Source organism: Streptomyces sp. NPDC001678, assembly GCF_042892945.1.
In the GTDB taxonomy this organism is placed as follows: Bacteria; Actinomycetota; Actinomycetes; order Streptomycetales; family Streptomycetaceae; genus Streptomyces.
In genome coordinates this window covers 86,375-111,774 of the sequence record NZ_JBIAUP010000012.1, presented here as the reverse complement: position 1 = coordinate 111,774, position 25,400 = coordinate 86,375, and the positions used below count along the sequence as shown (strand labels likewise).

At 73.5% G+C, this 25,400-nt stretch carries 23 protein-coding genes and 1 pseudogene; 19 read left to right on the top strand and 5 right to left on the bottom strand.

Annotated elements, in window-relative coordinates:
• Positions 1–54: 54 nt before the first annotated feature.
• The 9 genes and pseudogenes from ACFYZR_RS24210 to ACFYZR_RS24170 all read left to right on the top strand — a co-directional run bounded on the left by ACFYZR_RS24210 (position 55) and on the right by ACFYZR_RS24170 (position 13,049).
• Positions 55–1,272: an MFS transporter gene (locus ACFYZR_RS24210; protein ID WP_391913586.1), complete on the top strand. Its 1,218-nt coding sequence runs from the start codon at positions 55–57 to the stop codon at positions 1,270–1,272.
• Positions 1,273–1,415: 143 nt separating this feature from the next.
• A complete protein-coding gene (locus tag ACFYZR_RS24205) occupies positions 1,416–2,357 on the top strand; it encodes an FkbM family methyltransferase (RefSeq protein WP_391913584.1) in 942 nt (313 codons plus the stop codon).
• A gap of 230 nt (positions 2,358–2,587) precedes the next feature.
• A complete protein-coding gene (locus ACFYZR_RS24200; protein WP_391913582.1) occupies positions 2,588–6,715 on the top strand; it encodes a Pls/PosA family non-ribosomal peptide synthetase in 4,128 nt (1,375 codons plus the stop codon).
• Complete coding sequence (locus ACFYZR_RS24195; protein WP_391913580.1) at positions 6,712–8,034, top strand: aminotransferase class III-fold pyridoxal phosphate-dependent enzyme; 1,323 nt, start codon at positions 6,712–6,714, stop codon at positions 8,032–8,034. The genes ACFYZR_RS24200 and ACFYZR_RS24195 overlap by 4 nt, the downstream gene beginning before the upstream one ends.
• A 42-nt stretch (positions 8,035–8,076) precedes the next feature.
• Positions 8,077–9,372 (top strand): annotated as a pseudogene (locus tag ACFYZR_RS24190) (aspartate kinase); the annotation flags it as partial.
• 92 nt (positions 9,373–9,464) lie between these two features.
• The gene (locus ACFYZR_RS24185; protein WP_391913578.1) at positions 9,465–9,917 is read left to right on the top strand and encodes a MarR family winged helix-turn-helix transcriptional regulator; all 453 of its coding nucleotides are present in this window, start codon (positions 9,465–9,467) and stop codon (positions 9,915–9,917) included.
• 61 nt (positions 9,918–9,978) lie between these two features.
• Positions 9,979–10,872 (top strand): ABC transporter ATP-binding protein, encoded by an 894-nt coding sequence (locus ACFYZR_RS24180; protein WP_391913576.1) that lies wholly within the window; start codon positions 9,979–9,981, stop codon positions 10,870–10,872.
• On the top strand, positions 10,832–11,716 hold the full coding sequence (locus ACFYZR_RS24175) for an ABC transporter permease (RefSeq protein ID WP_391913574.1): 885 nt from the start codon (positions 10,832–10,834) through the stop codon (positions 11,714–11,716). The genes ACFYZR_RS24180 and ACFYZR_RS24175 overlap by 41 nt, the downstream gene beginning before the upstream one ends.
• Before the next feature lie 4 nt (positions 11,717–11,720).
• Positions 11,721–13,049 (top strand): M1 family metallopeptidase, encoded by a 1,329-nt coding sequence (locus tag ACFYZR_RS24170; protein ID WP_391913572.1) that lies wholly within the window; start codon positions 11,721–11,723, stop codon positions 13,047–13,049.
• Here the strand turns inward: ACFYZR_RS24170 and ACFYZR_RS24165 are convergent.
• Entirely contained in the window at positions 13,046–13,930 is an 885-nt protein-coding gene (locus ACFYZR_RS24165) for a DUF2127 domain-containing protein (protein ID WP_391913570.1), read from the bottom strand. The two genes, ACFYZR_RS24170 and ACFYZR_RS24165, sit on opposite strands and share 4 nt — an antisense overlap.
• A gap of 213 nt (positions 13,931–14,143) precedes the next feature.
• Here ACFYZR_RS24165 and ACFYZR_RS24160 point away from each other — a divergent pair, with 213 nt between their 5' ends.
• The gene (locus ACFYZR_RS24160) at positions 14,144–14,659 is read left to right on the top strand and encodes a hypothetical protein (protein WP_391913568.1); all 516 of its coding nucleotides are present in this window, start codon (positions 14,144–14,146) and stop codon (positions 14,657–14,659) included.
• A 3-nt stretch (positions 14,660–14,662) separates the two neighbouring features.
• Here the strand turns inward: ACFYZR_RS24160 and ACFYZR_RS24155 are convergent, their stop codons facing one another.
• From ACFYZR_RS24155 to ACFYZR_RS24145, 3 genes are all read right to left on the bottom strand, one after another.
• A complete protein-coding gene (locus tag ACFYZR_RS24155; protein ID WP_391913783.1) occupies positions 14,663–14,941 on the bottom strand; it encodes a DUF1540 domain-containing protein in 279 nt (92 codons plus the stop codon).
• A gap of 85 nt (positions 14,942–15,026) precedes the next feature.
• Positions 15,027–15,302 carry a hypothetical protein gene (locus tag ACFYZR_RS24150; protein ID WP_391913566.1) on the bottom strand — a complete coding sequence of 92 codons (276 nt, stop codon included), beginning with the start codon at positions 15,300–15,302 and terminating at the stop codon, positions 15,027–15,029.
• Between the two features lie 58 nt (positions 15,303–15,360).
• Positions 15,361–16,020 carry a class I SAM-dependent methyltransferase gene (locus ACFYZR_RS24145; RefSeq protein ID WP_391913564.1) on the bottom strand — a complete coding sequence of 220 codons (660 nt, stop codon included), beginning with the start codon at positions 16,018–16,020 and terminating at the stop codon, positions 15,361–15,363.
• 87 nt (positions 16,021–16,107) lie between these two features.
• Between ACFYZR_RS24145 and ACFYZR_RS24140 the strand changes: the two genes are divergently transcribed.
• From ACFYZR_RS24140 to ACFYZR_RS24110, 7 genes are all read left to right on the top strand, one after another.
• On the top strand, positions 16,108–16,701 hold the full coding sequence (locus ACFYZR_RS24140) for a helix-turn-helix domain-containing protein (protein ID WP_391913562.1): 594 nt from the start codon (positions 16,108–16,110) through the stop codon (positions 16,699–16,701).
• A 75-nt stretch (positions 16,702–16,776) separates the two neighbouring features.
• The gene (locus ACFYZR_RS24135; RefSeq protein WP_391913560.1) at positions 16,777–18,645 is read left to right on the top strand and encodes a potassium transporter TrkA; all 1,869 of its coding nucleotides are present in this window, start codon (positions 16,777–16,779) and stop codon (positions 18,643–18,645) included.
• A 109-nt stretch (positions 18,646–18,754) separates the two neighbouring features.
• Positions 18,755–19,330 carry a TerD family protein gene (locus ACFYZR_RS24130; protein WP_391913558.1) on the top strand — a complete coding sequence of 192 codons (576 nt, stop codon included), beginning with the start codon at positions 18,755–18,757 and terminating at the stop codon, positions 19,328–19,330.
• Between the two features lie 64 nt (positions 19,331–19,394).
• Entirely contained in the window at positions 19,395–20,054 is a 660-nt protein-coding gene (locus ACFYZR_RS24125) for a transglycosylase SLT domain-containing protein (RefSeq protein WP_391913556.1), read from the top strand.
• Positions 20,055–20,377: 323 nt separating this feature from the next.
• Positions 20,378–20,674 carry a hypothetical protein gene (locus ACFYZR_RS24120; RefSeq protein ID WP_391913554.1) on the top strand — a complete coding sequence of 99 codons (297 nt, stop codon included), beginning with the start codon at positions 20,378–20,380 and terminating at the stop codon, positions 20,672–20,674.
• 193 nt (positions 20,675–20,867) lie between these two features.
• Positions 20,868–21,668, top strand: coding sequence for a maleylpyruvate isomerase family mycothiol-dependent enzyme (locus ACFYZR_RS24115; protein WP_391913552.1), 801 nt, complete (start codon positions 20,868–20,870; stop codon positions 21,666–21,668).
• 181 nt (positions 21,669–21,849) lie between these two features.
• Positions 21,850–22,737, top strand: a complete 888-nt coding sequence (locus ACFYZR_RS24110; RefSeq protein WP_391913550.1) for an ATP nucleotide 3'-pyrophosphokinase — start codon at positions 21,850–21,852, stop codon at positions 22,735–22,737.
• Here the strand turns inward: ACFYZR_RS24110 and ACFYZR_RS24105 are convergent.
• Positions 22,713–23,135 (bottom strand): RidA family protein, encoded by a 423-nt coding sequence (locus ACFYZR_RS24105; protein WP_391913548.1) that lies wholly within the window; start codon positions 23,133–23,135, stop codon positions 22,713–22,715. The two genes, ACFYZR_RS24110 and ACFYZR_RS24105, sit on opposite strands and share 25 nt — an antisense overlap.
• A 94-nt stretch (positions 23,136–23,229) precedes the next feature.
• On the opposite strand from ACFYZR_RS24105, the gene ACFYZR_RS24100 reads away from it, so the two are divergent.
• Positions 23,230–24,681: a sensor histidine kinase gene (locus ACFYZR_RS24100; protein ID WP_391913546.1), complete on the top strand. Its 1,452-nt coding sequence runs from the start codon at positions 23,230–23,232 to the stop codon at positions 24,679–24,681.
• A gap of 7 nt (positions 24,682–24,688) precedes the next feature.
• Positions 24,689–25,387, top strand: coding sequence for a response regulator (locus tag ACFYZR_RS24095; RefSeq protein ID WP_391913544.1), 699 nt, complete (start codon positions 24,689–24,691; stop codon positions 25,385–25,387).
• Positions 25,388–25,400 lie beyond the last annotated feature (13 nt).

The window sequence follows — 25,400 nt, the reverse complement described above, 5'->3', positions numbered from 1 at the left end:
CGCGAGGCACGGATACCGAAGGCACGGATTCCAGGAGGGCGGGACGGGCGGCGCATGCTGGCCGTCGCCCTCGTCGACCGGGTGGGCAGCGGCCTGTGGGCCGCCACCTCGGTCCTGTACTTCACCTACGTCGCCCACCTCGACCTGGCCCAGGTCGGCACGCTGGTCGCCGCCGCCGGGATCGTCGGCATCGCGGGCGCGCCGGTGGGCGGGCTGCTGGCCGACCGGCTGTCGGTCGTCCGCGTCCTGGCCGCCCTCCAACTGCTGCGCACCGCAGGCGCCGTGGGCCTGCTCCTCACCCACGACTACCCCCTCCTGCTGATCTGTTCGGCGGCCGGCGGCTTCGGCGACCGGGCGTCGAGCGTGCTCACCAAGCTCTACGCCTCCCGCATCGCCGGGCCCGAACGGGTGCGCTACCAGGCGGTCCACCGCACCGTCGCCAACGCCGGCTGGGCCGTCGGCGGGCTCGGCGCGGCGGCGGCCCTCTCCGCCGGCACGACCACCGTCTACACGGTCCTGCTCCTCGGCGACGCCCTCTCCTTCGTCGCCGCCGCCCTGATCACCCTGCGCTGCGCGGAGGCGTCCGCGCCCGCCCGCACGGTCGCGGGCGGCTCGGGGCCCGTACCGGCGGCGCGCCCCACGAACCCCTGGCAGGACCGTACGTATCTCGCGTACGTGGTCAGCGAGACCGTGCTCTTCCTCGACGACGCCGTCTTCCGGGTGGGCCTGCCCCTGTGGGCGATCCGCGCCACCGACGCCCCGCACGGCCTCGTCCCCCTGCTGCTGGTGCTCAACAGCGTGCTGGTCGTGGCCCTCCAGGTGCCCCTCGCCCGCTTCGGCGCCACGACCGCCAGGTCGCGTGCGCTGCTCCTCCCCCTCGGCGCCGTCTTCGCCGCGTCCGGCATCGCCATGGCGGCCGGCGCCGCCCACGGCGCCGTGCCCGCCACGGTCTTCCTGACCCTCGCCGCCACCGGCTTCACCCTCGCCGAGATGCTCCACGCCACCGTGTCCTGGGAGTTGTCCATCGCCCTGGCCCCCGACACCGCCCAGGGCGCCTACCTGGGCGTCCACGGCCTCGCCCAGGCGACCCAGCGCGCCGTGGGCCCCCTGGCCGTCACGGCCGCCATCGCCACGGGCCCCCTGGGCTGGACGGCCTTCGGCGCCCTCATCGCCGCCACCTGCGCCGCCCAGCACCGCCTCGTCCGCACCCGCCTGGCCGCCCCCGCGCCGGGCCCGCAGGCCGCACCGGCCGTCCCGGCGACCCGCATCTGACCGTTCCCGCCCGGTCACCTGCCGCCGCGCGGCGTACTCCGTCCGGCGGCATCCCTTCCCGAACCACCCGGTGGACACCGGTCCTTCACGTACCGTGATGGGCTCCAGGACGTACCGGAAGGGCGCCGGAGGGGGTAGGGGCGATGGGATTCGCGTATCTGCGGTCGGACGCCGACCGGGCGGCGGGGACGGGCACGGCACGGGTACTGGCGCGGGAGGCGGCCGGGTGCGTGCGGGACATGGCGGTGGGCGCCCGGCGGGCGCGGGGGGCCGGGCGGGTGACGGTGCCGTACTGGATGGCCCGGCGCTTCGCGGGCGCCGCGGGCACGCCCCTCGACAGCGAGACGTTACTGTCCTTCCGCTTCGCCACCCCGGAGCGCCCCGCGCCCGTGGTCGTCCGCAGAAGCCAGAGCGATCTGCTGATCCTGTGGCAGGTGTTCCTGCGCCGCTCCTACGAGCTCGACGCCGTCTACGCGCTGGACGAGCCCCTCACCACCCTCGACACGGTGGTGGACCTCGGTGGCAACACCGGCCTGGCCGCCGCCTATCTGACGGCCCGCTACCGGCCGCGCCGACTGCTGACGGTCGAGCCCATCGCGGAGAGCCTCGCGGTCCTGCGGCGCAACGCCGCGCTGTCCGGCCTGGAATGGATCGTCGAGCCGCTGGCCGTCGACGGCCGGGAAGGGGAACTGGAGTTCGCGGTGAGCGGCTTCTGGGACACCTGCACCGCCGTCCCCGCCGTCCGCGAGCTGCGCCGCAGCCGCCCCCACCGGCTGGAGAACGTCCTGGCCCGGCCGCCGCGCACAGTCCGGGCGGTCACCGTGGAACATCTGCTGGACAGCCACGGCATCGACCGTGTCGACCTGCTGAAGGTCGACGTCGAGGGCAGCGAGACCGGGATCTTCGCCGAACCCCGGCCGTGGATGGCCCGGGTGGCGCGGATCGTGATGGAGATCCATGACAAGTACATCGACGGCATCGCCGTCCGCTCCACGCTGGCCCGGGCCGGCTTCCGCCGCGTCCCGCCACGCGTCCCCGACCCGGTCGGCTTCAACCCCGTGGAGCTCTACGTCCGCCGTACCTAGAGCCCCCACCGCCCCTCCATTTCCCCTTCGCGGTCACGTTACTTACCGTGGAAGAAGAAGAGGAACAAAACGCTACATTCCACTCGTCAAAAGCTCGACGTGAAGATTCCGACGTGAAGATTCCGCAGACGCCGTCGTCCGGGCCCATCGGATGAACAGCGCACCTCATCAATCCGTACATATGGACAGCAAGGCGCACATGCTGCGGATCCGCCCCGCAGGGAGAGGTCATGGCAGAGTCGACGACAGCCGCGGGGTCCGCCGGGACCCGGGCCACGGGCGCGCCGCCCGACGTCCGGACCCTGGCGGAATACTTCGAATACGCTTGTGACAAAGCCCCCCACCGCACCGCCGTCATCGACGACGGACGGCGCCTCGGCTACGCGGAGCTCGACCGCCGGGCCAACCGGCTGGCCCATCTGCTCCGGGAGCGCGGCGCCGGGGAGGGCGCCCGGGTGGGAATCCTCCTCGACCGTTCCACCGACGGCTACGCCGCCCTCCTCGCGGTGCTCAAGGCGGGCGCCGCCTATGTGCCGCTCGACCCGTCCTTCCCTGCCGACCGGCTGGCGTTCATCGCCCATGACGCGGAGCTGTCCGACCTGGTGACGACATCGTCCCTCGGTGGGAAGACCCGTGACCTCCACTGTCCCATCCTCGAACTGGACCGCGCCGAGGAGCAGCTGGCCCGCCGGCCGGACAGCCGGCCCGGGGTGCGGGCGGGCCCGTCCTCGCTGTGCTACGTCATCTACACCTCCGGCACCACCGGCCGGCCCAAGGGCGTGGCCGTCTCGCACGCGAGCATCGTCAACTTCCTGCGCGTGGCCGCCCCCGTCTACCGCGTACGGCCGGAGGACCGGGTCTACCAGGGCCTCTCCCTCGCCTTCGACTTCGCCGTCGAGGAGATATGGCCCACCTGGCTGGCCGGGGCGACCCTCGTCGCCGGGCCCGGCGACGACCGGCGGGCCGGCGAGGGACTGAACGACTTCCTGATCGAGCACGGCATCACGGTGCTGTGCTGCGTCCCCGCCCTCCTGATGACGCTGGAGACGGAGGTGCCCACCCTGCGCAGCCTGCTCGTCAGCGGCGAGGCGTGCCCTCCCGACCTGGTGCGCCGCTGGTGGCGCCCCGGCCGGCGCATCCTCAACGCCTACGGCCCCACGGAGGCGACCGTCACCGCCACCTGCGGCGAGCTCGCCCCCGACCGGCCGGTCACCATCGGCACACCCCTGCCCACCTACCGTGTCTACATCCTCGACGAAAAGCTCCGCCCGGTCGCCCGGGGCGAGAGCGGCGAGATCTGCATCGGCGGCCCCGGAGTCGCCCTGGGCTACGTCAACCGCCCCGAGCTCACCGCCGAGCGTTTCGTCCCCAACCCGGTGCCGGACGACCGCGACCGCGCCCCGCGCGTCTACCGCACGGGCGACCGGGGCCGCTTCACCGGGGCGGGAGAGCTCGAATACCTGGGCCGCACCGACACCCAGGTGAAGATCCGTGGCTACCGCATAGAACTCGCCGAGATCGAAACGATTCTGCGCGAGGACCGGGCGGTCGGGAACGCGGTTGTCACCCCCCTGGAGCGCGAGGGCGTCGCCCAGGGCCTGATCGGCTATGTCACCCTCACCGGCCACGCCGCCGACCGGCCCTCCGAGGAGGAGCTGCGCGAACGGCTGCGGGTCCGGCTGCGCAACAGGCTGCCCGGCTACATGGTCCCCTCGTTCCTCGAAGTGCTCCCCGAGTTTCCGCTGCTGGCCGCCGACAAGGTGGACCGGGCCGCGCTGCCCCCGCCCGTCTCCCCACCGCTCGCCCGCCGCACCAGGCCGCGCACCGCCCCGGCGACACCGCTGGAACGGCGGCTGACCGCCCTCTGGCAGGACATCCTGGGCGCCGGCAGCGACACCGGCAGCGGCAAAAGCAGCGCCGACGGCTCCGACAGCGGGATCTCCGTCGAGGACGACTTCTTCTGCGACCTCGGCGGTCACTCCATGACCGCGGCCCGGCTGATCTCCCGGATGCGCCAGGACCCCGCGCTCAGCGACGTGGCCATGGGCGACCTCTACGCCCACCCGACCGTCCGTGACCTGGCCGCCTTCATCGCCTCCGCCCGTTCACGGACACCCGCGCGCGAGACACCCGCGCCCCCTCCCCTGCGGCACTCCACCCTCCGCGTGGCGGTCTGCGGGGTCGCCCAGCTCATGGGGCTGTACCTGTGGCTGCTGCTGCCGTCGGTCGCCGGGGTGGCCCTGCTGTACCGCCTCTTCGAGGCGTGGCGCGTCCCCGTGCGGGCACCACTGGCAGGCAGCGCGCTGGACGTCGTCGGGCATCTCCCGGCGCCCGTGTTCCTGCTGCTGATCGCGGGCTGGATGGTCCTCACCCTGGGCGTGCTGCCGCTGTTCGTCTGCCGGCTGCTCATGGCCGGTGTGCGCCCCGGGGACTACCCCCTGTGGGGCGTGACCTATCTGCGGTTCTGGCTGCACGGCAGGGTGCTCGCCACATCGCCGGTCGCCCTGCTGCCCGGTTCGCCGCTCTTCGCCGGCTGTCTGCGGCTGCTGGGCGCCCGGATCGGGCGGGCCTGCCATCTCTCGGCGCTCTTCTTCCCTCCCGCGCTCGTGGACATCGGCGACCGGACCAGCGTCGGATACGGCGCCCGTATCCAGCCGTACACCGTCACGGGCGGCCGGCTGCGGCTCGGGCCCGTGCGGATCGGCTCCGGCTGCTTCGTGGGAGCCAACAGCGTGGTGCTCCCCGGTGCCGTCATCGGCGACGGGGCCTCGGTCGGCGAGCAGTCGCTCGTCCCCGAGGGCCAGGTCGTCCCCGGCGGCGAGCACTGGGCCGGCGCGCCCGTGACCCGCCGGGACGCCACCCCGCCCCTGCTCGCGGACATGGCCGCCCGCGCCGACGACGAACGTCCCTGGCCCGTCCCGGTGCTGGCCGGCTACGCGGCGGGCGCGCTGCTCTTCACGCTCGTCCCCCTGCTGTCGATCTCCGTCCCCCCGGTGATCGTGGCGGGCACGGCCTGGCGCTACGGCTTCGCCTGGGCCTGCGCGGCGGCGTTCGTGGCCGGGCCCGTGGCCGTGCTGGGCATCTGCGGGGCCGTCCTCCTCGTCAAGAAGGCCCTCATGCGCACCGCGCCCGCCGGGCTCCACATCGAGCGCGGCGCCTTCGGGGTGCGCAAGTGGATCAGCGACGGCATGCTCACGCGGAGCCTGACGCTCACCCACTCCCTGTACTCCACCCTCTACCTCGTGCCCTTCCTGCGGTGGCTGGGCGCGCGGACGGGACGCTGGGCGGAGGTGGCGACGGTGAGCTTCGTCGACCCCGACATGCTGGTCATCGGCGGGCAGAGCTTCGTCGCGGACATCAGCATGGTGGGCCCGGCCGTCTTCCACCGGGGCCGGATCGCGCTCGCGCCCGCCGAGGTGGGGCGGCGCGCCTTCGTCGGCAACGGGGCGCTGGTGCCCGGCTCCTGCCGGATCGGCGACAACGCCCTCCTGGGCGTCCACTCCCTCGCGCCCGAGACGCCCATCGCCCCCGAGACGACCTGGCTGGGCTCCCCCGCGATCTTCCTGCCGCACCGCGAGGCCAGCAAGGCGTTCGACCCGAAGCTGACCTACAGTCCGACCCCGGGGCTGATCGCCGCGCGCCTGGCCATCGAGTACTTCCGGGTGACCCTGCCCGCGACGATCGGCGCGCTGTGCGGCCTCGGCAGCCTCTACCTCGCGCTGCGCGTGGCCGAGGCCTCCCGGCCCCTGGTGCTGTTCCTCGTCGGCCCGGCCCTGGTGCTGCTGGCGGGGCTGGCCGCCACCCTGGTCACGGTGGTGGTCAAATGGCTGGTCGTGGGCCGCTACCGGCCGCGCGAGGAGCCGTTGTGGAGCATCTGGGTCCGGCGCACGGAGCTGGTCACCGGGCTGTTCGAGAACCTGGTCGTGCCCGCCTTCCTCAATCTGCTGACCGGCACGCCCTGGGCCTGCTGGGTGCTGCGGCTGTTCGGCGCGCGGATCGGGCGGCGGGTGTGGCTGTCCACCACGTACCTGACGGAGTTCGACCTGGTCGAGGTCGGGGACGACGCGGCGGTCGGGGAGGTCACCTCCCTCCAGACCCATCTGTTCGAGGACCGGGTGATGAAGATGTCCCGTGTCACGGTCGGGGCGTCGGCGTCGGTCGGCGTGCGCTGCGTCGTCCTGTACGACGCGCGGGTGGGCTCCGGCGCCCGGCTCGACTCGATGTCCCTCGTCATGAAGGGCGAGTCCCTGCCCGACGGCACGAGCTGGCGGGGCATCCCCGCCCGGCCCGCCGCGCCCGCCCGGACGACCGCCGAAACCGCCGGAGCGACCGAAGCGACCGCAGGAGGCGTGTCATGACCTCGCTCGTCACCGCCCGCCCGCTGACCGCCCCGTATGTCGGCGGCGAGCTGCCCGGCCCGCTCTCCGCCGAGCTGCTGGCCCGTCAGGAGCTCCGGGAGTCCGGCGCCCGGACGTACCCCAGGCATCTGCCCATCGCCCTGGAGGAGGGCTCCGGGAGCTTCGTCCGTGACGTCGACGGCAATGTCTTCATCGACTTCCTCGCCGGCGCCGGGGTGCTCTCCCTGGGCCACAACCACCCCGAGGTCGTCGCGAGCGTGAGCCGGCAGCTGGGGCTGCTCGCCCACGGCCTGGACTTCCCCACCCCGGCCAAGGACGCCTTCACCGAGGCACAACTGTCCATGCTCCGCCCGGGGCTGCGCGACAGGATGAAGATCCATTTCTGTGGGCCCACCGGCGCCAACGCGGTCGAGGCCGCGATCAAGCTGTGCAAGACCGCGACCGGGCGCGGGGACGTCGTCTCCTTCCAGGGCGGCTTCCACGGCAGTACCCACGCCGCCATGGCGCTCAGCGGCCTGGTGTCCGCCAAGCGGAACGTGGCCAACACCATGCCCGGCGTCCATTTCTTCCCCTACAACGACGCCGGGTACCTGGAGCGGGCGCTGACCGACAGCCTCGGCGGCATCCCGCTGCCCGCCGCCGTCCTGCTGGAGCTGGTGCAGGGCGAGGGCGGCGTGGTCCCGGCCCGCCCCGAATTCGCCCGGCGGGTGCGGGAGCTGACCCGTTACCTCGGCATCCCCCTGGTGGTCGACGAGGTGCAGACGGGCTGCGGGCGCACCGGCACGTGGTTCGCGTTCGAGCAGTACGGCGTCGAGCCGGACGTCGTCGTGGCGTCCAAGGCCCTGAGCGGCATCGGCATGCCCGTGGCCGTCATCCTCTACGACGCCGCGCTGGATACCTGGGAGGCCGGCGCCCACATCGGCACCTTCCGGGGCAACCAGCTGGCGTTCGCCGCCGGGGTGGAGGCGATCCGGGTGATCCGGCGCGACGACGTGCTGGGCAACGTCCGGCGGCGCGGCGAGCAGATCGCCGGCCGGCTGGCGCCGCTGACGGGCCGTCCCTGGGTCCGCGAGGTGCGGGGCCGGGGCCTGATGTGGGGCGTCGAGCTGGCCGATCCGGTGACCGGCCGGCCCGCGACCGGGGCCGCCTCGGCCGTGCAGGCCCACGCGCTGCGCCACGGGCTGATCGTGGAGCTGGGCGGCCGGAACGACTGTGTCGTACGGATCCTGCCGCCGCTCAATGTGACGGCCGAGGTCGTCGACACCGCCTGCTCGATCCTCGTCGACGCGGTCGACGCCCGCGCCCCGTCGTCCCCGTAGTCGATCCCACCGCACGTACTCCGTAGTGGAAGGCCCCGAACGATGCTCATCGTCCAGAAATACGGCGGCTCCTCGGTAGGGAGTACCGAGCGGATCCGGCGCGTCGCCGAACGCATCGTCGCCGCGCACGACGAAGGCCACGACGTCGTCGTGGTGGTCTCCGCCATGGGCGACACCACCGATCAGCTCCTCGGGCTGGCGCGGGAGATGGCCCCGGTCCCCTCGCGTCGCGAGCTCGACATGCTGCTGAGCGCCGGCGAGCGCATCTCCAACGCGCTGACGGCCATGGCGGTCCAGTCGCTGGGGGTGCCCGCCTGTTCCTTCTCGGGCCCGCAGGCCGGTGTGATCACCAGCTCGGTGCACGGCCGGGCCCGGATCATCGGCGTCGAGCCCACCCGGGTGCGGCAGGCGCTCGACCGCGGGATGGTCGTGCTGGTCGCGGGGTTCCAGGGCGTCAGCCGGGAGACCGGCGAGGACACCACGCTGGGCCGCGGCGGGTCCGACACCACGGCGATCGCGCTGGCCGCCGCGCTCAAGGCGGACGTCTGCGAGATCTACACCGATGTGGACGGCGTCCACACCGCCGACCCCCATCTGGTGCCGCAGGCCAGGCCGCTGTCCCGGCTGGACTACGACACGATGCTGGAGCTGGCCGCGAGCGGTGCCAAGGTGCTGGCCCCGCGCAGCGTGGAGTACGCGCGCCGGCACGGTGTGACCGTGCGCGTCCGCGCCTCCGACGGCGGCTGCCCCGGCACGGTGGTGTCGGCGTGCCAGGATGAACCGGAGCGCGGGGCGTGCGCGGAACACGCCGCCTGTCCGGAGCGCGCGCCGTTCGCGGGCGTCGCGCACGACCTGTCCACGGCCGAGGTCACCGTCACCGCCGTCCCGGCCCGCCCGGGGGCCGTGTCCACGGTGTTCCGGGTGGTGGCGGACGCCGGTGCCGAGATCGACACGGTCGTCCAGCCGCCGGTGCGCGGGCCCGGTGAACAGGCCGGCGACATCAGGTTCGTCCTCCCCAAGAGCGATGTGCCCGCCGTGCTCGCGGCGCTGTGCGAGCACCGGGCGGAGATCGGCCACGAGGAGGTGACCTGCCGTGACGACATCGGCAAGGTCTCGCTCGTCGGCTCCGGTGTCCGCACCCGCACGGGCGCGATCGCGACGTTCTGCGAGACGCTGGCCCGGGCGGACGTGCGGTTCGAGACCATCACGGCGACGGAGACCCGGATCTCGGTGCTCTGCCCCGCCGACCGGCTCCCGGACGCGCTGCGGGCGCTGCACCGGTCCTTCGGCCTCGGCGCGGACGCCGAACCGGCCAAGCGCGTGGTCTCCTCCGGCCGGGCGGCGAACGCCCCGCACGCGGCGTGCGCCGGGGCCGAACCGGCGCGTGCCGGCGTCTGTCGGTAGCTCTTACACAGAGCTAAACTGATGATATGGCCGTAGGGAGTCTGCCCGACGAGCTCGCCGGGGTCCTGTCCGGTATCCAGCGGTTGGCCCGCCGGAGGCTCTGGAGCGGCCTTCCGGTGCCACGACCCCGTGGCGCCCAGGTCGAACTGATGCGAGTGGTCACGGCCCGCCCCGGCATCGGCGTCTCGGCCGCCGCCCGCGAGCTGTGCCTGGCCTCCAACACCGTCAGCACACTGGTCAATCAACTGATGTCGGCCGGCCTGCTGCTCCGGGAGGCCGACCCCGGGGACGGGCGCGCCGTGCTGCTCTTCCCGACGCCGTCGTGCGGGGAACGGCTTCGGGACTGGGACGCGCGGCGCGCCGCACTCTTCCGGGACCACGTCCGAAAGCTCACGGACGAGGACCGGGCGGCCCTGGCGGCGGCGCTGCCGGCGCTGCGCAGGCTGGCCGCGTCGCTACGGGACGCGGAGCCCGTCTGACCGCACCCGTCCGGCACGGGCTCGCGCCGGACGGCATCGCTTCCGACACCGCGGAGGTGCCATGACCACTCCCCTCCCCCACCGCCCGGAGACCTCCGGGGAAGCCGCCGGCACCGCGGCCCTCAGCTGCGTGGACCTCCATTACTCGTTCGGTGCCACAAAGGCCGTGGACGGGCTGGACCTGCGGGTCGAGCAGGGCGAGGTCTTCGGCCTCCTGGGGCCCAACGGCGCGGGCAAGACGACCACGATCCGCGCGATCACCACGCTCCTGCCCGTCCCGCCGGGCGTCGTCGAGGTCTTCGGGCACGACGCGGCCCGGCAGCGGATGGCCGTCCGGCGGCTGCTCGGCTATGTGCCCCAGCAGTTGTCCGCCGACGCGGGCCTCACCGGCCGCGAGAACGTGGCCCTCTTCGCCCGGGTCTTCGACGTCCCCCGACGCGAACGCGCCGCGCGCGTCGCGCAGGCGCTGGACGCGGTCGGCCTGGCCGACGCCGCGCAGCGGTCCGCGGGAACGTACTCGGGCGGCATGGTCCGCCGTCTCGAGCTCGCCCAGGCGCTGGTGAGCGCCCCGCGGCTGCTGATCCTGGACGAGCCGACCATCGGCATGGACCCGATCGCCCGCGACAGCGTCTGGGAGCGGATCTCCGACATCCGCTCGGGCACGGGGATGACCGTGCTGGTGACCACCCACTCCATGGAGGAGGCCGACCAGCGCTGCGACCGGCTGGCGCTGATGCACCGCGGGCGTATCCGCGCCCAGGGCACGCCCGAGGAGCTCAAGGCGGAACTGGTCGGCCGGCGCCGGGAGTCCGGCGACACGGACTCGCCGCCGCCCTCCCTGGAGGACGTCTTCCGGCACTTCGCGGGCAGCGGGCTGGGCGACCCGGGCCCCGGACAGCGAGGGGAGTTCAGCGATGTCCGCCGTACCCGCCGCACCGCGTCCCGCATCGGCTGACGCCACGCCGGGCGGGACCGTCGCCCCGGAACCGGAACAGCGCTTCGCGCTGCTGCTGAGCCCGCCGCGCGCCCGCAGCGGCCTGCGGGTCGTACCGGCCCGGGTGGCCGCGATGTGCGCGGTCGAGCTCCAGAAGCTGCGGCACGACCGCACCGAGCTCTACACCCGGGCCGTCCAGCCGGCGCTCTGGCTGCTGATCTTCGGCGAGACCTTCACCCGGATGCGGGTCATCCCCACGGGGAACGTCCCGTACATCGACTACCTCGCCCCCGGGATCATCGCCCAGTCGGCGATGTTCATCGCCATCTTCTACGGCATCATGATCATCTGGGAGCGGGACTCCGGTGTCCTCACCAAGCTCCTGGTCACCCCCACCCCCAGGGCCGCGCTGATCACCGGCAAGGCGTTCGCGTCCGGGGTGAAGGCGGTGATCCAGGCCGTGGTCGTGATCGCGATCGCCGCCGTCCTGGGCGTCGCGCTCACCTGGAACCCGCTGAAGCTGCTGGGCGTCGTCGTGGTCGTCCTCCTCGGCTCGGCCTTCTTCTCCTGCCTGTCGATGACGATCGCCGGGATCGTGCTCACCCGCGACCGCCTCATGGGCATCGGCCAGGCCATCACCATGCCGCTGTTCTTCGGCTCCAACGCCCTCTACCCGGTGGACGTGATGCCCGGCTGGCTGCGGGCGTTCAGCGCCGTGAACCCGCTCAGCTACCAGGTGGACGCCCTGCGCGGACTCCTCATCGGCACCCACGCCCACCTCGTCACCGACTTCGCCGTCCTCATTCTCGCCGCGCTCCTGGGCATCGCCGCGGCGGCCTCCCTGCTGGGCCGGCTGGCCCGCTGAGACCGTGCGCTCCCCGGCCCGGCGGCACCGCTACTTCCCCGGCCACGGGAGCACGGGCTTCCATGTGGCGCGCTACCGGATCCGCCTGGACTGGAAGCCCGGCTCGGGCCGCGTCCTCGCCGACGCGGCCCTGACCGTCGTCCCCGAACGCCCGCTCGACGCACTCGACCTCGACCTGGCGCGTCTGCGCGTCACCCGTGTCACGGTCGCCGGCTCGGCCGTGGCCTTCCGGCACCGCAAGAGGAAGCTCCGCCTCGCAGCGGGACGCCCCCTGCCGGCGGGCGAGCCCGTCGAGGTCACCGTGGCCTACCACGGGGTGCCCCGGCCGGTGGGCCTGCCCGAACTGGACGACGCGGCGGGCTGGTTCCGCACCCGGGACGGCGGCGTCCGGGTCACCAGCGAGCCGGTGGGCGCCTCGTCCTGGTATCCCTGCGACGACCGACCCGACGACAAGGCCGCCCACCGCTTCGAGATCACGGCCCCGGGCCCGTACCAGGTGTGCGCCAACGGCCTGCTGACGGAGCGCCGGGCGGCGGGGGCGGGCCGTACCACGTGGGTGTACGAGCACGCGGAGCCGATGGCGCCGTACCTGGCGACCGTCGCCATCGGCCGCTTCGTCCTCACCGAGCAGTCCGGCGGCCCGCCGGGCGTCCTGCTGCGCAACGCCTTCCCGGAGCGGCTGGCGGACCGGGCGGCGTACGACTTCGGCCGGCAGCCGCGGATGCTGCGGGTGTTCACGGACCTCTTCGGGCCGTACCCCTTCGGGGAGTACGGGGTCGTGGTCGTGGACGACGACGTCGGGGACCCCCTGGAGGCGCAGACCCTCCCGGTCTTCGGCACCGACCGCGTCGACGGCGTCCGGGGCCACGAGGACGAGGTGGCGCACGAGCTGGCCCACCAGTGGTTCGGCGACCACGTGGGCATCCGCGGCTGGCGGGACCTCTGGCTGAAGGAGGCGTTCGCGACGTACGCCGAGTGGCTGTGGTGGGAGGCCTCCGGCGGGCCCGCCGCTTCGGCCACGGCCGCCCCGGAGCTGGCCGGGCTGCGGCGGGCCGGGACACCGAGGGGGTCGGTCCTGGCGGACCCGGGGCCGGGCGAGATGTACGAGGACTGGATGTACGGCCGTAGCGCGTGCACGCTGCACGCGCTACGGCTGACCGTGGGCGACGACGCGTTCTTCCGGCTGGCGCGCGAGCTGCCCGCCCGGTACGGGGGCGGGGTGTGCGACACGGAACGATTCGTCGCGCTCGCGGAGGAGGTGACGGGACGGGAGTTGGGCGACTTCTTCGCGGGCTGGCTCCACGAGCGGGCGCTGCCGGAATTCCCGGGTTAGGGGCCGCGCTCAGATACGTCCCGGTGCCCAGGGAAGACCCGTTCCAGCGCCCCCCAGCCGGTGTCGTGAGCACGCTCGGCCGCCTCGGCCCGGCCGCCGCCCCGGACGCCGAACAGCCGCTTGGCGATGAGCAGATAGAGCACGACGGCCAGGTTGATGACCAGCGTCAGGATCTTGGTGACGGTGATGTGCCCGGTGAGCTCGTAGATTTCGGGCACCAGCAGCACCGCCGTGGCCACGAAGGTGAGGTACTCCGCCCACCGCTTCGCGTACCAGAGCCCCACGGCCTCGACGCCTTCGAGCACCGCGTACGCGGCCAGGACCAGGCCGATGATCCAGAGGGTGGAGGTGTGCGCGGCGAAGGCCTTGTCGAGGTCCTTGAGCAGCCCGTGGTTCGACAGCCCGCTGGGCCCTCCGACGCCGTTCTGGATCGCGTCGACGATCCGGTAGAACGGCTTCTGGAGCCGGCCGCGTTCATGGACGAACACGAAGACGGCGGCGGCGAGCACGGCCAGAACGACGAAGTGCACCATCCGGTCGATGGCGATCAGTCGCAGGACGTACCGGTCCCGTAGCGGCCTGCCCCGCAGCGGGAGCTCGATCTCCGCCCGGCCGGGCGGGAACTCCCGCTCCGGGCGGGCGGGCGCGGGCAGCGGCAGCCACGCGTCACAGCGCAGGCAGCGGTGCCAGCGCGTGCCGTCGGCCGTCTCGCGGACGACGAGCGCGTCCGTCCCGCGCACGGCGGCCGCGTCGGTGCCGACGAGGTGATGCCCGTGCAGGGCGCAATTGAGCAGTTCGTAGACGGGGGCGCGGCGGCGTCGGCGCGGCGCGGGGTGCGGGTGCGCCCCGGGGGCGGGTACGAGGGCGGGCTTTTCCGTCACGGTCGTGGAGTATGCCCCGGTCCGGCGGGGCTACGCCCATGAGTGGGCAAACCGTGGGCGCGCCGTGGTGGGCGCCGGGTGGGCGCCGGGTGTCTACCGTTCGAGTGAACCGACATGGGCGTTCACGCCGCCGGAACGGCGGAGGCGTCCCTGTACCGTAGCGGCGGCGGATTTCCGGGGCGGACGGTCCCGGCGACGATGGAGGCGGAGACCTTGAACGATCCCGGCCGGACCGAGGCGTACACGGCCGAGGACCGCGCGACCATGACCGGGCCCGCGTGCGCGTTCCTCGACCAGTGGCTGGCCACCATGGACACCGCGCTGGAGGAGTGGCGCCGGGCCCATCTTCCGGCCGGTTTCCCCTTCGACTTCGGCCTCGATTCCCTGGACGCGCTGGAGCCGCTGCTGTTGTCGCGCTATCCGGACCGTGCCGCCATCGACGCCGCGTCCAACGCGGACTTCACCTCCGGGGCCGTGCGCTACATCGGCGAGGTGCTGCTGCGCGCCGTGCCCGCCCGGTGGGGCTACGAGGACCGTGGCGCGGAGAACACCCACCCGTACAACCGGGTCCCGGTCGTCCGCTCCAACACCCCCGCCGCCTTCATGGAGGCGGTGGCCCCGTATCTGACCCTGCACGTACTGGTCCGCGACAGGGGGCGCGGGACGCTGCGGCAGTTCACCGGCCCGCTCCTCGACGCCCACGAGGCGGCGGAACTCGCGGCCGACTGACCGTCACCGCGCCGTGTACGTCAGGCAGTCCGCCGCGTCCTGGAGGGCTGCCACCGTGATGCCGGGGGCCTGGCACTCGAGCCCGACGTTGTGGAGACACCCCGCCATGTGGCAGGCCCCCACCCGCCCCACGGCGGAGGCGTCACCGCCCTTGGACGGGTGGACGAAGAACGTGTCGCAGCGCGCGCGGGTCGAGTCGCCCACGGTGATGGCCAGGGCGTGGCAGGCGCTGTCCTCGTTGTACGCGCACTCGGTGACCTCGCACACGGCCACTTGCGGCATCTCCACAGCGCCCTCCTCGCTCCTCGGTGTTCGCGCCTGATGCCTTCCTCGGGCAGCGGGGCGTGACACCGCCCGTCCCCTCCGTTCACCCGGAAGCCGGGGCCGGGCCGCCGTGGCGTGCCGGCAGTTCCCTCTCCTGTTCCGGGCCGAAACCGCTCCGGAGCGCCGGCAGACCGCGGGCGCGGTCCCAGGCGAGGACGTCGGCCGCCGTCACCTCCAGCGGGGTCGCGGGCAGGCCCGCCGCCCGGGCGCGGGCCGGGCTGCGCTGCTGGGACGGCCGGTCCGGGCGCAGCAGCGGGAAGAGCGGGGGCAGCTCGTCGGGGGCCACCGTCAGGGCGACACGGCCGCCCAGCGCGTCCATGGCCGTCGACCCTACCCGGCGGGGTTCCGGCGGAACCCCGCCGTGCGGGCCCGGACGGTCAACGCGCGGCGCGCCGGAGGGCGATGACGTTGTCGGTGACGGTGGCCGTCCGTCCGTCAGGTCCGGTCGCCCGGCGGGCGGGGGCGTCCAGGCGCTCGGTGTGCCACCCGTCGGGTGCGAGGCCCAGCGCGGCGAGTTCCTCCTCCGGGGTGGGGACGGCGGTGTCCTCGTGGGGATGCCAGGACCACGGGGGGACGGTGGCGTGGGTGACGACGAGCAGGAGGCCGCCGGGCGCGACCTTCTCCGCGACCGCGCGCAGGATCCGCTCGCGGGGCAGTTCCACGTTCGACTGGAAGAACTGGGCGGAGACCAGGTCGAAGGAGCCGTCGGGGAGGGTGCGGGACAGGTCGTGCCGCTGGAAGTCGATCCGGTCCGCGACGCCCGCGTCGGCCGCGTGGCCCGCGGCTCGCTCCAGGGCGGTGGCGGACACGTCGGCGGCGGTCACCCGCCAGCCGCGCCGGGCGAGCCAGACTGCGTCGGCGCCCTCGCCGCAGCCCAGGTCGAGGGCCGTGCCGGCCGGCAGCGGCTCGACGACGTCGACGAGGACGGGGTTCGCCCGGCCGCTCCACACGCGTTGGCGCTCCTGGTAGCGCCGCTCCCAGTACTCGGCGGGGTCGACGTTCTCGGCCTGGTGGTGCCGGTGCTCGCTGATGCTCATCGGGAGTCCTCCCTCTCGGTTCCCCGTGAGCCTCGCCCGGACCCCGCCCGCTTGACAAAATTTCTTGCCGGATCGGCAAATGGAGGGATGACCGACGACGACATTCCCCAGGTGCTCAGCGCTGTCGGCCCCCGGCTGCGGGCGCTGCGCCACGAGCGCGGGGTCACCCTGGCGCGGCTGGGCGAGACCACCGGGATCTCGCTCAGCACCCTCTCCCGGCTGGAGGCCGGGCAGCGCAAGCCGACCCTCGAACTGCTGCTGCCGCTGGCCAAGGCCTATGGCGTCCAGCTGGACGAGCTGGTGGGCGCGCCGCCCACCGGCGACCCGCGCGTCCACCCCCGCCCGTTCACCCGGAACGGGAAGACCTTCATCCCGCTCACCCGTGACCTCGGCGGTGGGCTGCGCGCCTTCAAGCACATCGTCCCGGCCCGGGAGGCGAAGGACGTACGGCCCGGGCAGAAGACCCACGAGGGCTACGAGTGGCTCTACGTCCTGTCGGGGCGGCTGTGGCTGGCGCTCGGCGAGCACGATCTCGTCCTCACCGCCGGTGAGGCCGCCGAGTTCGACACCCGCGTCCCCCACGGCTTCGGCAACGCCGGGGACGAGCCGGTGGAGTTCCTCAGCCTCTTCGGCCCGCAGGGCGAGCGGATGCACGTACGGGCCCGGCCCAGCGGCGCGTGACCGGCGCGCGGGCCGGGCTACCGGCGCCCTGACGGGGTAGAACCCCGTCGACGGCGGACGGCGGGAGTGGTGCGGGTGAAGTGGCGGGACCGGCTGCGGTACTGGTTCGACAGCACCATGGACCGTGGCACGCCGGCCCTCATCGGCTGGCTGGCGCTGGCGTCGGTGGTGCTGATCGGCGTGACGACCGTGCTGGTGGTGACCCTCACCGACGAGGACACCGAGGCGAACGGCGGCTGGGCGGGCGTCGCGTGGATGAGCATGCTGCGCACCCTGGATCCGGGCACCATGGGCGGGGACCACGGCGGCTGGGTGTTCCTGGCGCTGATGCTGATGGTGACCATCGGGGGCATCTTCATCGTCAGCACCTTCATCGGTGTGCTCACCACGGGCCTGAACAACCGGATCCAGCAGTTGCGCAAGGGGCACTCGCAGATCATCGAGAGCGGCCACACGATCGTCCTGGGCTGGTCGGAGCAGGTCTTCACGGTGGTCGAGGAGCTGGTCGAGGCCAATCAGAGCGAGCGGCGGTCCTGTGTGGCCATCCTGGCGGACCGCGACAAGGTGGACATGGAGGAGCAGATACGGCTGCGGGTCCCCGACACCGGCCATACGCAGGTGATCTGCCGGTCCGGCAATCCGCTGAAGCAGGCGGACCTGGAGCTGGTCAGCCCGGACACGGCGAAGGCCGTCATCGTGCTGCCGTCGTTCTGCCGGGACAGCGACACCAAGGTGATCAAGGTGTTGCTGGTCCTCAACAACAGGCCGTGGGCCAAGGGGCGGCCGCCGCTGATCGCGGCCGTGCAGGACGCGGGCAATCTCGCCGCCGCCCGGCTCGCGGCGGGGCCGAGCGGTCTGGTGGTCGACGCGGACGACCTCGCCGTACGGCTGACCGTGCAGTCGCACCGGCAGTCGGGTCTGTCCACGGTCTGCAACGAACTGCTGAGCTTCTACGGCAACGAGATCTACATCGTCCGGGAACCGGCCCTCGCCGGGATCTCCTACGGGGACTCCCTCCACCGCTACGCCCTCGGCGTGCCCATCGGCGTGGCACGGGCGAACGGCCGGATCCTGCTCAACCCGGCCATGGACACCCTCATCGGCGCGGAGGACGGCGTCATCCTGGTCGCCGAGGACGACGAGTTCATCCGGCTCGCGGACGCGCCGCCGCCGATCGTGGAGACGGCCATCGCCGGGGGCACGAGGCGGCCGCCGGCCCCCGACCGTACGCTGCTGATCGGCTGGAACTCCCGGGCCCCGAAGATCATCGAGCTGCTGGACGAGTTCACCCGGCCCGGCTCGGCCCTCGACGTGGCCTCCCCCGCCCGCCCGGCCGGATTCGACGACCTCGCGCCACAACGCCTCACGCTCGGGCACAGGCACTGCGAACCGACGAACAGAAGGTCGCTGGAGGCCCTCTCCCCCGGCGACTACCAGCACATCCTCGTCCTCTCGGACGAGAGCGTCGACCCCGAACAGGCAGACAACCGGACGCTGGTGACGCTGCTGCACCTCCGCGACATCGAAGTCGGCCTCGGCGACCCGTACTCGATCGTCTCGGAGATGAACAACGACAGCAACCGCGAGGTCGCCCAGGTCACCAAGGCCGACGACTTCATCGTCAGCAACAAGCTGATCTGTCTGCTGCTGACGCAACTGGCCGAGAACCAGCGGCTCTACCGGGTGCTGCGCATCCTCCTCGACCCGGCCGGCTCGGAGATCTACCTCAAACCGGCTGACCACTATCTGGTGCCCGGCGCCGAGGCCACCTTCGCGACCGCCGTCGAGGCCGCCCGCAGGCGGGGCGAGACCGCGATCGGCTACCGCCTCGGCCGGGACCGCGACACCCCGCCCTCGTACGGGGTGCGCCTCAACCCGTCCAGGACCGAGCCCTTGACCCTGCGCGAAGGGGATCAGATCGTCGTACTCGCCGAGGAAGGGTGACAGGCGTGACAAAATACTTCACTGCTTGCGCAAATCGGGAACCATAGGCTCTGGCCTGGCGTTATTGCGCAATGACAGCACGCAGACCAGCGAACTCCGGAGGAAGAACATGGCCGTGACCCTGGCCAAGGGCGGCAACGTCTCACTGAGCAAGGAGGCCCCGGGCCTGACGGCCGTCATGGTCGGGCTGGGCTGGGACGTGCGCACCACCACGGGCGCCGACTACGACCTCGACGCCTCCGCCCTGCTGTGCGACACGGCCGGGAAGGTCCTCTCCGACCAGCACTTCGTCTTCTTCAACAACCTCCGCAGCCCCGAGGGCTCGGTGGTGCACTCCGGGGACAACCTCACCGGCGGCGGCGACGGGGACGACGAGCAGATCCAGGTCTCGCTGGGCACGGTCCCGCCCGGGGTCGCCCGGATCGTCTTCCCGGTGTCCATCTACGACGCCGACCAGCGCGGCCAGAGCTTCGGGCAGGTGCGCAACGCCTTCATCCGCGTGGTGAACCAGGCCGACGGCCGTGAGCTCGCCCGCTACGACCTCACCGAGGACGCCTCCACCGAGACGGCGATGGTCTTCGGCGAGCTCTACCGGCACGGCGCCGAGTGGAAGTTCCGGGCCATCGGCCAGGGTTACGCCTCGGGGCTGGCGGGCATCGCCTCGGACTTCGGCGTCAACGTCTGAACGTCCGAACGTCTGACGGATCGTGAGGCCCCTTCGGGGCGGTGGTGAAGGAGGCGGACGGCGCATGGCATCCCGGCGGTCCCTACGGCGACTCGCCGCCACGGTCGTGGTGACCGTCGCGGCGACCGCCTCTCTCGCGGCCTGCGGCGGCACGGGCGACCGCGCCGCTCCGGCGCCCGCCCCGGCGAGCCCCGGCGGGACGGGCGCGCCGGGGCCGAGCGTGTCGGGGCAGTCCGCGAACCAGGACCCCGCGCGCTTCGCGCCCCAGGTCCTCGAGCACGCGGGGCGGGCGAAGGTCGACGCCCAGCTGCTGATGGCGATCCTCTACAACGAGTCGTACAAGCCGCACGACCCGGCGCTGGAGCGTGCCTGGCAGCGCATGAAGCCCGATTCGGCGTTCGGCATCGCGAATATGCACAAGGCGGCCTTCGACGACACCAAACAGGGCCGCGACTTCGCGAACCGGTCGTGGGACGAACTGCCCGACGACCCGGACCTGGCCGTCGAGGCTGCGGCGTGGTTCCTCCACGACCTGGCCAAGGGCCTGCCGCAGCAGACGTCCGGTCCCTACACCCGGGACGAGCTGCTGGCCCTGGGTTACAACGCGGGCGCGGGCAACATGAGCGCCATCGCCCGGGGCACGAAGCCCGGCCCCCAGGCCCAGTCGTATCTGGACCGGCTGCGCGCCAACTGGGCGAAGGCCGGGGAGGCCGTCAAGCGATAGACCTTCCGCGGGGCCTGTAGCCGGGCCGGGCCCTCAGCCGACCACCCGCAGGCCCAGCGCGGCACACACGGCAGCGGCCTGCCCCGGTGAGATCACCCGCCCATCGCGCCCCTCGGTGCCGCCCCGGCCACGGGACTTGAGCACACCGCACCGGCGCCCGCGCCCGGACCGTACGGATCAGCTCCCGACGCTCCGACGAGCCGTCACCCGCGTGGGTGTCCCGGGCGGAGTCCGGGGCGATCGTTGGTCCGTACGGCCCCCGGCGGGCCGTGCCGCACACGGATCTCAGGGACAACGGATCTCAGGGACAGGAGCACGCCACCATGGCCATTGTCGTCACGTTCCAGGTCGAGGGCACCGCGGGTCAGAAGCTCTACGACGACTGCATCACCCGTATCACCAACGGCCGCGGCTTCACCTCGCCTGCCGACCTCCCCGTGCCCGGCCTGCTCGCGCACGTCGCGGGCCCGGTGGACGGCGGCTGGCGGGTCGTCGACGTCTGGGAGTCCTCCGAGGCGCTGGAGGCCTTCGCCAAGCACCTCGGCCCCATCCTGGCCGAGCTGGGGTACGCCGATCTCCACCCCGACGTCACCCCCGCCTACAACGTCGTCCTCCGCTGACCGGAATCACGGCCGACCGGACCACGGGCGAAGGGCCCGCGCCGCATTCCCCTGCGATGCGGCGCGGGCCCGCCGCCCGTGGCGGCGCTCCCCACTCTGCCGTCCCGCGCGCCCCGGAACGTCCTTCCAGGGTCGGGGGTCCCTCCGCCGTACGGCGGAGGCGCCCCACGGCCACGGGTCGTACCGTGGCGTCATGACGCCGCTGAGCTTCGACCGTCTCTGCGCCGAAATCCCCGCGCAGACCGAACTGTTGACGTCGTATGTCAAGGGCGCGGACCTGAGCGCCCCCGTGCCGTCCTGCCCCGGCTGGAACCTCGGGCAGTTGCTGCGCCACCTGGGCTGGGCGCACCGGTGGGCGGAGGCGATCGTGCGGACGCGGTCGCCGGAGGCCCTGTCCGACGCGCGGCTCAACGACGTCGCCGGGTACGCCGACGAGGACGTGGCCGTGGTCGGCCCGTGGCTGGCCGAGGGCGCGGAACTGCTGGCGGCCGCGCTGCGGGACGCCGGCCCCGGGGCGCGGGTGTGGACGCCGGTGCCCGGGGAGGCCTCCCCGGCGTTCTGGGCCCGCAGGATGACGCACGAGACGGCCGTCCACCGCGCGGACGCCGCGCTGGCCGCAGGCGTGGAGTTCACCGTCGCCGAGGACGTCGCCGCCGACGCGCTCGACGAGTGGATGTCCTTCGGCCCGGTGCCGGAGGCGTTCGCCCCGGGGCCCGGAGTGCCCGCGCTGCTGGGCCCCGGCCGTACGCTCGCGTTCCGCGCCACGGGCACCGCGCCCGGGGCGCCGGCGCACTGGCGGGTGGATCTCACGGGCAACGTCCCGGTCTGGAGCCGTTCCCCCGGGGAGGCCGCCGTCGTCGCGAGCGCCCCGCTGGCCGACCTGCTGCTGTACGTCTACGGGCGCCCGACGGCGGGCGGCGGCCCTGAGGTCACCGGGGACGCGGCGCTGCTGGAGCTGTGGCGGGAGCGGACGGGCTTCTGGCTCCACGATTGACCGGGCGGTGGCCCGGGCGCGGTGATTCCGCCACGGCACCGATCGGATCGCGTCGGAAGAAGGGACACGCCGGGATCCCGCGTCACCTGTGAGCACGTCATGCGGTTGTGTACGCGTACTCGTACGCGCACACCAGTGCACGTACTCACCAGCTCACCAGGAAAAGGGACGCGACACCTCCATGACCCTCCACCGCACCGCTCTCCGGGCCGTCTCCTCGGCCGCGCTGGTCACGGCGCTCGGCCTCGTACCGGCTCACACGGCCACGGCGGCTCCGGCCGGGGACCGGCAGTCCCCGGCCGGGCTGTCGGCCGGCCTCCTGCCCGGCGCCCACGGCGACACCTCCGGCAAGGCCCTCAAGGGCGGCCCGGGCGACGGCGGGTGGCACGGCGAAGGGCTGGAGCTCAACGCCGCCGACAACAAGAAGGTCGACGCCTTCCTCCTGCGCGCCCGCCGCGCGGAGCGGTCCGTCAGCCCGCAGGTCAGGGCGGCGGCCGTGATCAGCCATGCCCAGGTGATCGGCTTCGACCACCGGCTGAAGTCCCCCGACTCGCTGAAGCGCAAGGTCGCCACCTCCATGAAGGAGACCCCCGGCCGGACCGTGGACCAGGCACTCGCGGGCATCAGCGACTCCGTCCGCTACACCCTCCAGTGGCCCGACGGGCGGTACACCTCGGGCGTCGCCCTCGCCTCGTCGGTCCTGGCCGGCTGGGGCGACGACAGCGTGAAGTGGTCCAACACCTGGGGCCGCGCGAAGGGCTACAAGGGCGTCAATTCCGCGTGGAAGGAGCCGCGTTCGGGGCACGTCTTCGAGGTGCAGTTCCACACCCCGGCGAGCAAGCGGGCGCAGGAGGAGACCCACAAGCTCTACGAGGAGCAGCGGCTGCCCACGACCACGCCCGAGCGCCGGAAGGAGCTCCAGGAGCAGCAGGACGCGATCTTCGCCGCCGTGCCCGTCCCCGCCGGGGCGCCGGAGCTGACGGCGCCCGCGTCACGCCGCCACCCCGCTCACGCAGCCCACGCAGCTCACCCGGCCCACTCGGCTCATTCCGTGCGCCCGGCCGCCTGACCCAGGAGCGCGAACGCCTCCACCTCCAGCAGCAGCTCGGGCCGGAACAGCGCGGCCACCTGCACGGCGGTACTGGCGGGCGGGCGCGCGGTGTCGACGTGCGCGTCGCGCGCCTCGCGGACGGCGGGGAGGTGGGCGATGTCGGTGACGTAGTAGGTGAGTTTGACGACGTCGTCGAACGTGGCGCCCGCCGCCGCCAGGCAGCGCCGCAGGTTCTCGAAGACCTGCCGTGCCTGGGCGGCGGGGTCGCCCTCGCCGACCACCTCGCCCCGCTCGTCGAGGGCCACCTGCCCGGAGAGCGCGACGAAGCGGCCGGTGCCCATGACGACATGGGTGTAGCCGTTGCCGGGGAGGACGCCTTCCGGCGCCGGGATGTGGGTGAGTCGTGTGTCGGTCATGGCCGCATCCTGACCCGTGGAAGATCGTTTCTGCCAGCCGCCCGCCGTTCCTTCGCCTGCCGTTCCTTCGCCTGCCGTTCCTTACCGTGGTCGGGTGGACGGAACGAGAACGAGAACGGCCGAAACGACGGCGGCGACGCGTGCGGCCGGACGCCGCCGTGATCCGGGGGCCTTGCTGGCCCCGGTCGCCGTGGCGGCGGCGGGGCTGGGGACGACCAGCCTGTGGTGGGCCCTGCCCGCGATGGCCGCGGCCTTGTCGGCGGGGCGCCTGTCGGGGCGGACCCGGCCGCTGGTGGTGGCGCTGACCGTGCTGGTGACGGCGGCGTCGATCGCGGTGGTGGCCGTGCCGGGGCTGCTGGTGCTCGGCAGCAGGTTCGTGGTCGTGGTGGTCGGTGCCGCGCTGCTGCCGTGGTTCGCGGGGCGGGTGTGGCGGCAGTATCAGGAGCTGACCCGCCTGGGCTGGGACCGTGCCGCGCGGCTGGAACGCGAGCAGCGGCTGGTGGCGGAGCAGGCGCGGCTGCGCGAACGGGCCCGTATCGCCCAGGACATGCACGACGCCCTCGGGCACGACCTGAGCCTGATCGCGCTGTCGGCGGGGGCGCTGAAGCTCGCGCCGGGCCTGGCCAACGAGCACCGGGCGGCGGCCGAGGACGTACGGGCCCGGGCGGCGGGCGCGGTCGAGCGGCTGGGGCAGGTGATCGGCATCCTGCGCGAGGAGGCGGACGGCGCGCCCACGGAGCCCGCGGACTTCGCCGTGGCGCGGCTGGTGGAGGACGCGGCGGCCTCGGGTCTGGCGGCCGTGCTGTGCACGGAGGGCGAGGAGTACGGGATGCCGCCCGCGGTGGAGCGGGCCGCGCACCGGGTCGTCCAGGAGGCGCTGACGAACGTCGCCAAGCACGCCCCGGGCGCGGCGGCCACCGTGCGGCTCTCCCGGACGGCCGCGGAGGTCGTGGTCTCGGTGGAGAACACTCCCCCGCCCGCGCCCGCGGCGCCGCCCCTGCCCGGTGGAGGACTGGGGCTGATCGGCCTGGACGAGCGGGTGCGGCTGGCGGGCGGCTCGTTCGAGTGCGGCCCGCGCGGGGGCGGTTTCGCGGTGACGGCCCGGCTGCCGCGCACCCCGTCCGCCCGGCCGGTGGCCCCGGCGCCTTCGCCGGCGCCCGGAGCGGGCGCGCTGCCGCCGGAGCACCGGCGGGCCCGGCGGCGGGCCGGCCGGGCCCTGGCCACGGCGGTCGCCGTACCGCTGCTGGCCACGGTCGTCCTCACGGGCGCCCTGACGGCATGGGGCTCGCTGACGCTGTCCCACACCGTCCTCGACCCCACCGACTACGCCGCGCTGCGCGTGGGGCAGAATCGCTCGGAGGTGGCTCGTGTGCTGCCCGACCGTCAGTTGCCGTACCGGCCACGGGCGTACGAACCGAAGGGGCCCGGAATCAGGTGCGAGTACTACGCCGTGACGGCCGCCCGGTTCGTGTCGAGCTCCGGGGACGCGTACCAGCTCTGCTTCCAGGACGGGCGGCTGATCGGCCGTACCGTCTTCGGCGGGTGAGCGGGCGGTGATCCGGGTCCTGATCGCCGACGACGAGCCGATGGTCCGCGCGGGCGTCCGGGCGGTGCTGGCCACCGACCCGGGGCTGACGGTCGTCGCGGAGGCGGGCGACGGCGCCGAGGCGGTGGAGCTGGTCCGGCGGCACCGGCCCGACGTGGCCGTCCTCGACATCCGCATGCCGCGCGTGGGCGGCATCGAGGCGCTGGCGTCGCTCCGGGGCGCCGCGCCGGACACGGGGGTCGTGATGCTCACGACGTTCGGCGAGGACGACTACATCCTCCAGGCGCTCGCGGGCGGCGCCGCCGGATTCCTCGTCAAGTCCGGGGCGCCCGAGGAGCTCATCGCGGGCGTCCGCGCGGTGGCCGAGGGCGCCGCCTATCTGTCACCGAAGGTCGCCGCCCGGGTGGTGGCCCATCTCGCCGCGACCGGCGCCGGGTCCGCCGCCGGACGGCGCGCCACCGCCAGGGAACGGGTCGCGGCCCTCACCGCCCGCGAGCGGGACGTGCTGGCCCATGTGGCCGCCGGGCTGTCCAACGGGCAGATCGCGCGTCGGCTGCGCGTGGTGGAAGGCACCGTCAAAGCGCATGTCAGCTCCATACTGGCCCGGCTGGGCGTCGACAACCGGGCCGCGGCCGCCGTCATGGCCCATGAAGCGGGTGTGACGCCCCCGGATCCCCTGGGCGCCCCGTTCCGGTCCGAACCGTGACGTCAGCCGGGCC

Excerpts from the sequence above, each read along its gene's own strand:
- ACFYZR_RS24210 (WP_391913586.1), top strand. The coding sequence starts at position 55 with ATGCTGGCCGTCGCCCTCGTCGACCGGGTGGGCAGCGGCCTGTGGGCC.
- ACFYZR_RS24205 (WP_391913584.1), top strand. The coding sequence starts at position 1,416 with ATGGGATTCGCGTATCTGCGGTCGGACGCCGACCGGGCGGCGGGGACG.
- ACFYZR_RS24200 (WP_391913582.1), top strand. The coding sequence starts at position 2,588 with ATGGCAGAGTCGACGACAGCCGCGGGGTCCGCCGGGACCCGGGCCACG.
- ACFYZR_RS24195 (WP_391913580.1), top strand. The coding sequence starts at position 6,712 with ATGACCTCGCTCGTCACCGCCCGCCCGCTGACCGCCCCGTATGTCGGC.
- ACFYZR_RS24185 (WP_391913578.1), top strand. The coding sequence starts at position 9,465 with ATGGCCGTAGGGAGTCTGCCCGACGAGCTCGCCGGGGTCCTGTCCGGT.
- ACFYZR_RS24180 (WP_391913576.1), top strand. The coding sequence starts at position 9,979 with ATGACCACTCCCCTCCCCCACCGCCCGGAGACCTCCGGGGAAGCCGCC.
- ACFYZR_RS24175 (WP_391913574.1), top strand. The coding sequence starts at position 10,832 with ATGTCCGCCGTACCCGCCGCACCGCGTCCCGCATCGGCTGACGCCACG.
- ACFYZR_RS24155 (WP_391913783.1), bottom strand. The coding sequence starts at position 14,941 with ATGCCGCAAGTGGCCGTGTGCGAGGTCACCGAGTGCGCGTACAACGAG.
- ACFYZR_RS24150 (WP_391913566.1), bottom strand. The coding sequence starts at position 15,302 with ATGGACGCGCTGGGCGGCCGTGTCGCCCTGACGGTGGCCCCCGACGAG.
- ACFYZR_RS24145 (WP_391913564.1), bottom strand. The coding sequence starts at position 16,020 with ATGAGCATCAGCGAGCACCGGCACCACCAGGCCGAGAACGTCGACCCC.
- ACFYZR_RS24140 (WP_391913562.1), top strand. The coding sequence starts at position 16,108 with ATGACCGACGACGACATTCCCCAGGTGCTCAGCGCTGTCGGCCCCCGG.
- ACFYZR_RS24130 (WP_391913558.1), top strand. The coding sequence starts at position 18,755 with ATGGCCGTGACCCTGGCCAAGGGCGGCAACGTCTCACTGAGCAAGGAG.
- ACFYZR_RS24125 (WP_391913556.1), top strand. The coding sequence starts at position 19,395 with ATGGCATCCCGGCGGTCCCTACGGCGACTCGCCGCCACGGTCGTGGTG.
- ACFYZR_RS24120 (WP_391913554.1), top strand. The coding sequence starts at position 20,378 with ATGGCCATTGTCGTCACGTTCCAGGTCGAGGGCACCGCGGGTCAGAAG.
- ACFYZR_RS24115 (WP_391913552.1), top strand. The coding sequence starts at position 20,868 with ATGACGCCGCTGAGCTTCGACCGTCTCTGCGCCGAAATCCCCGCGCAG.
- ACFYZR_RS24110 (WP_391913550.1), top strand. The coding sequence starts at position 21,850 with ATGACCCTCCACCGCACCGCTCTCCGGGCCGTCTCCTCGGCCGCGCTG.
- ACFYZR_RS24105 (WP_391913548.1), bottom strand. The coding sequence starts at position 23,135 with ATGACCGACACACGACTCACCCACATCCCGGCGCCGGAAGGCGTCCTC.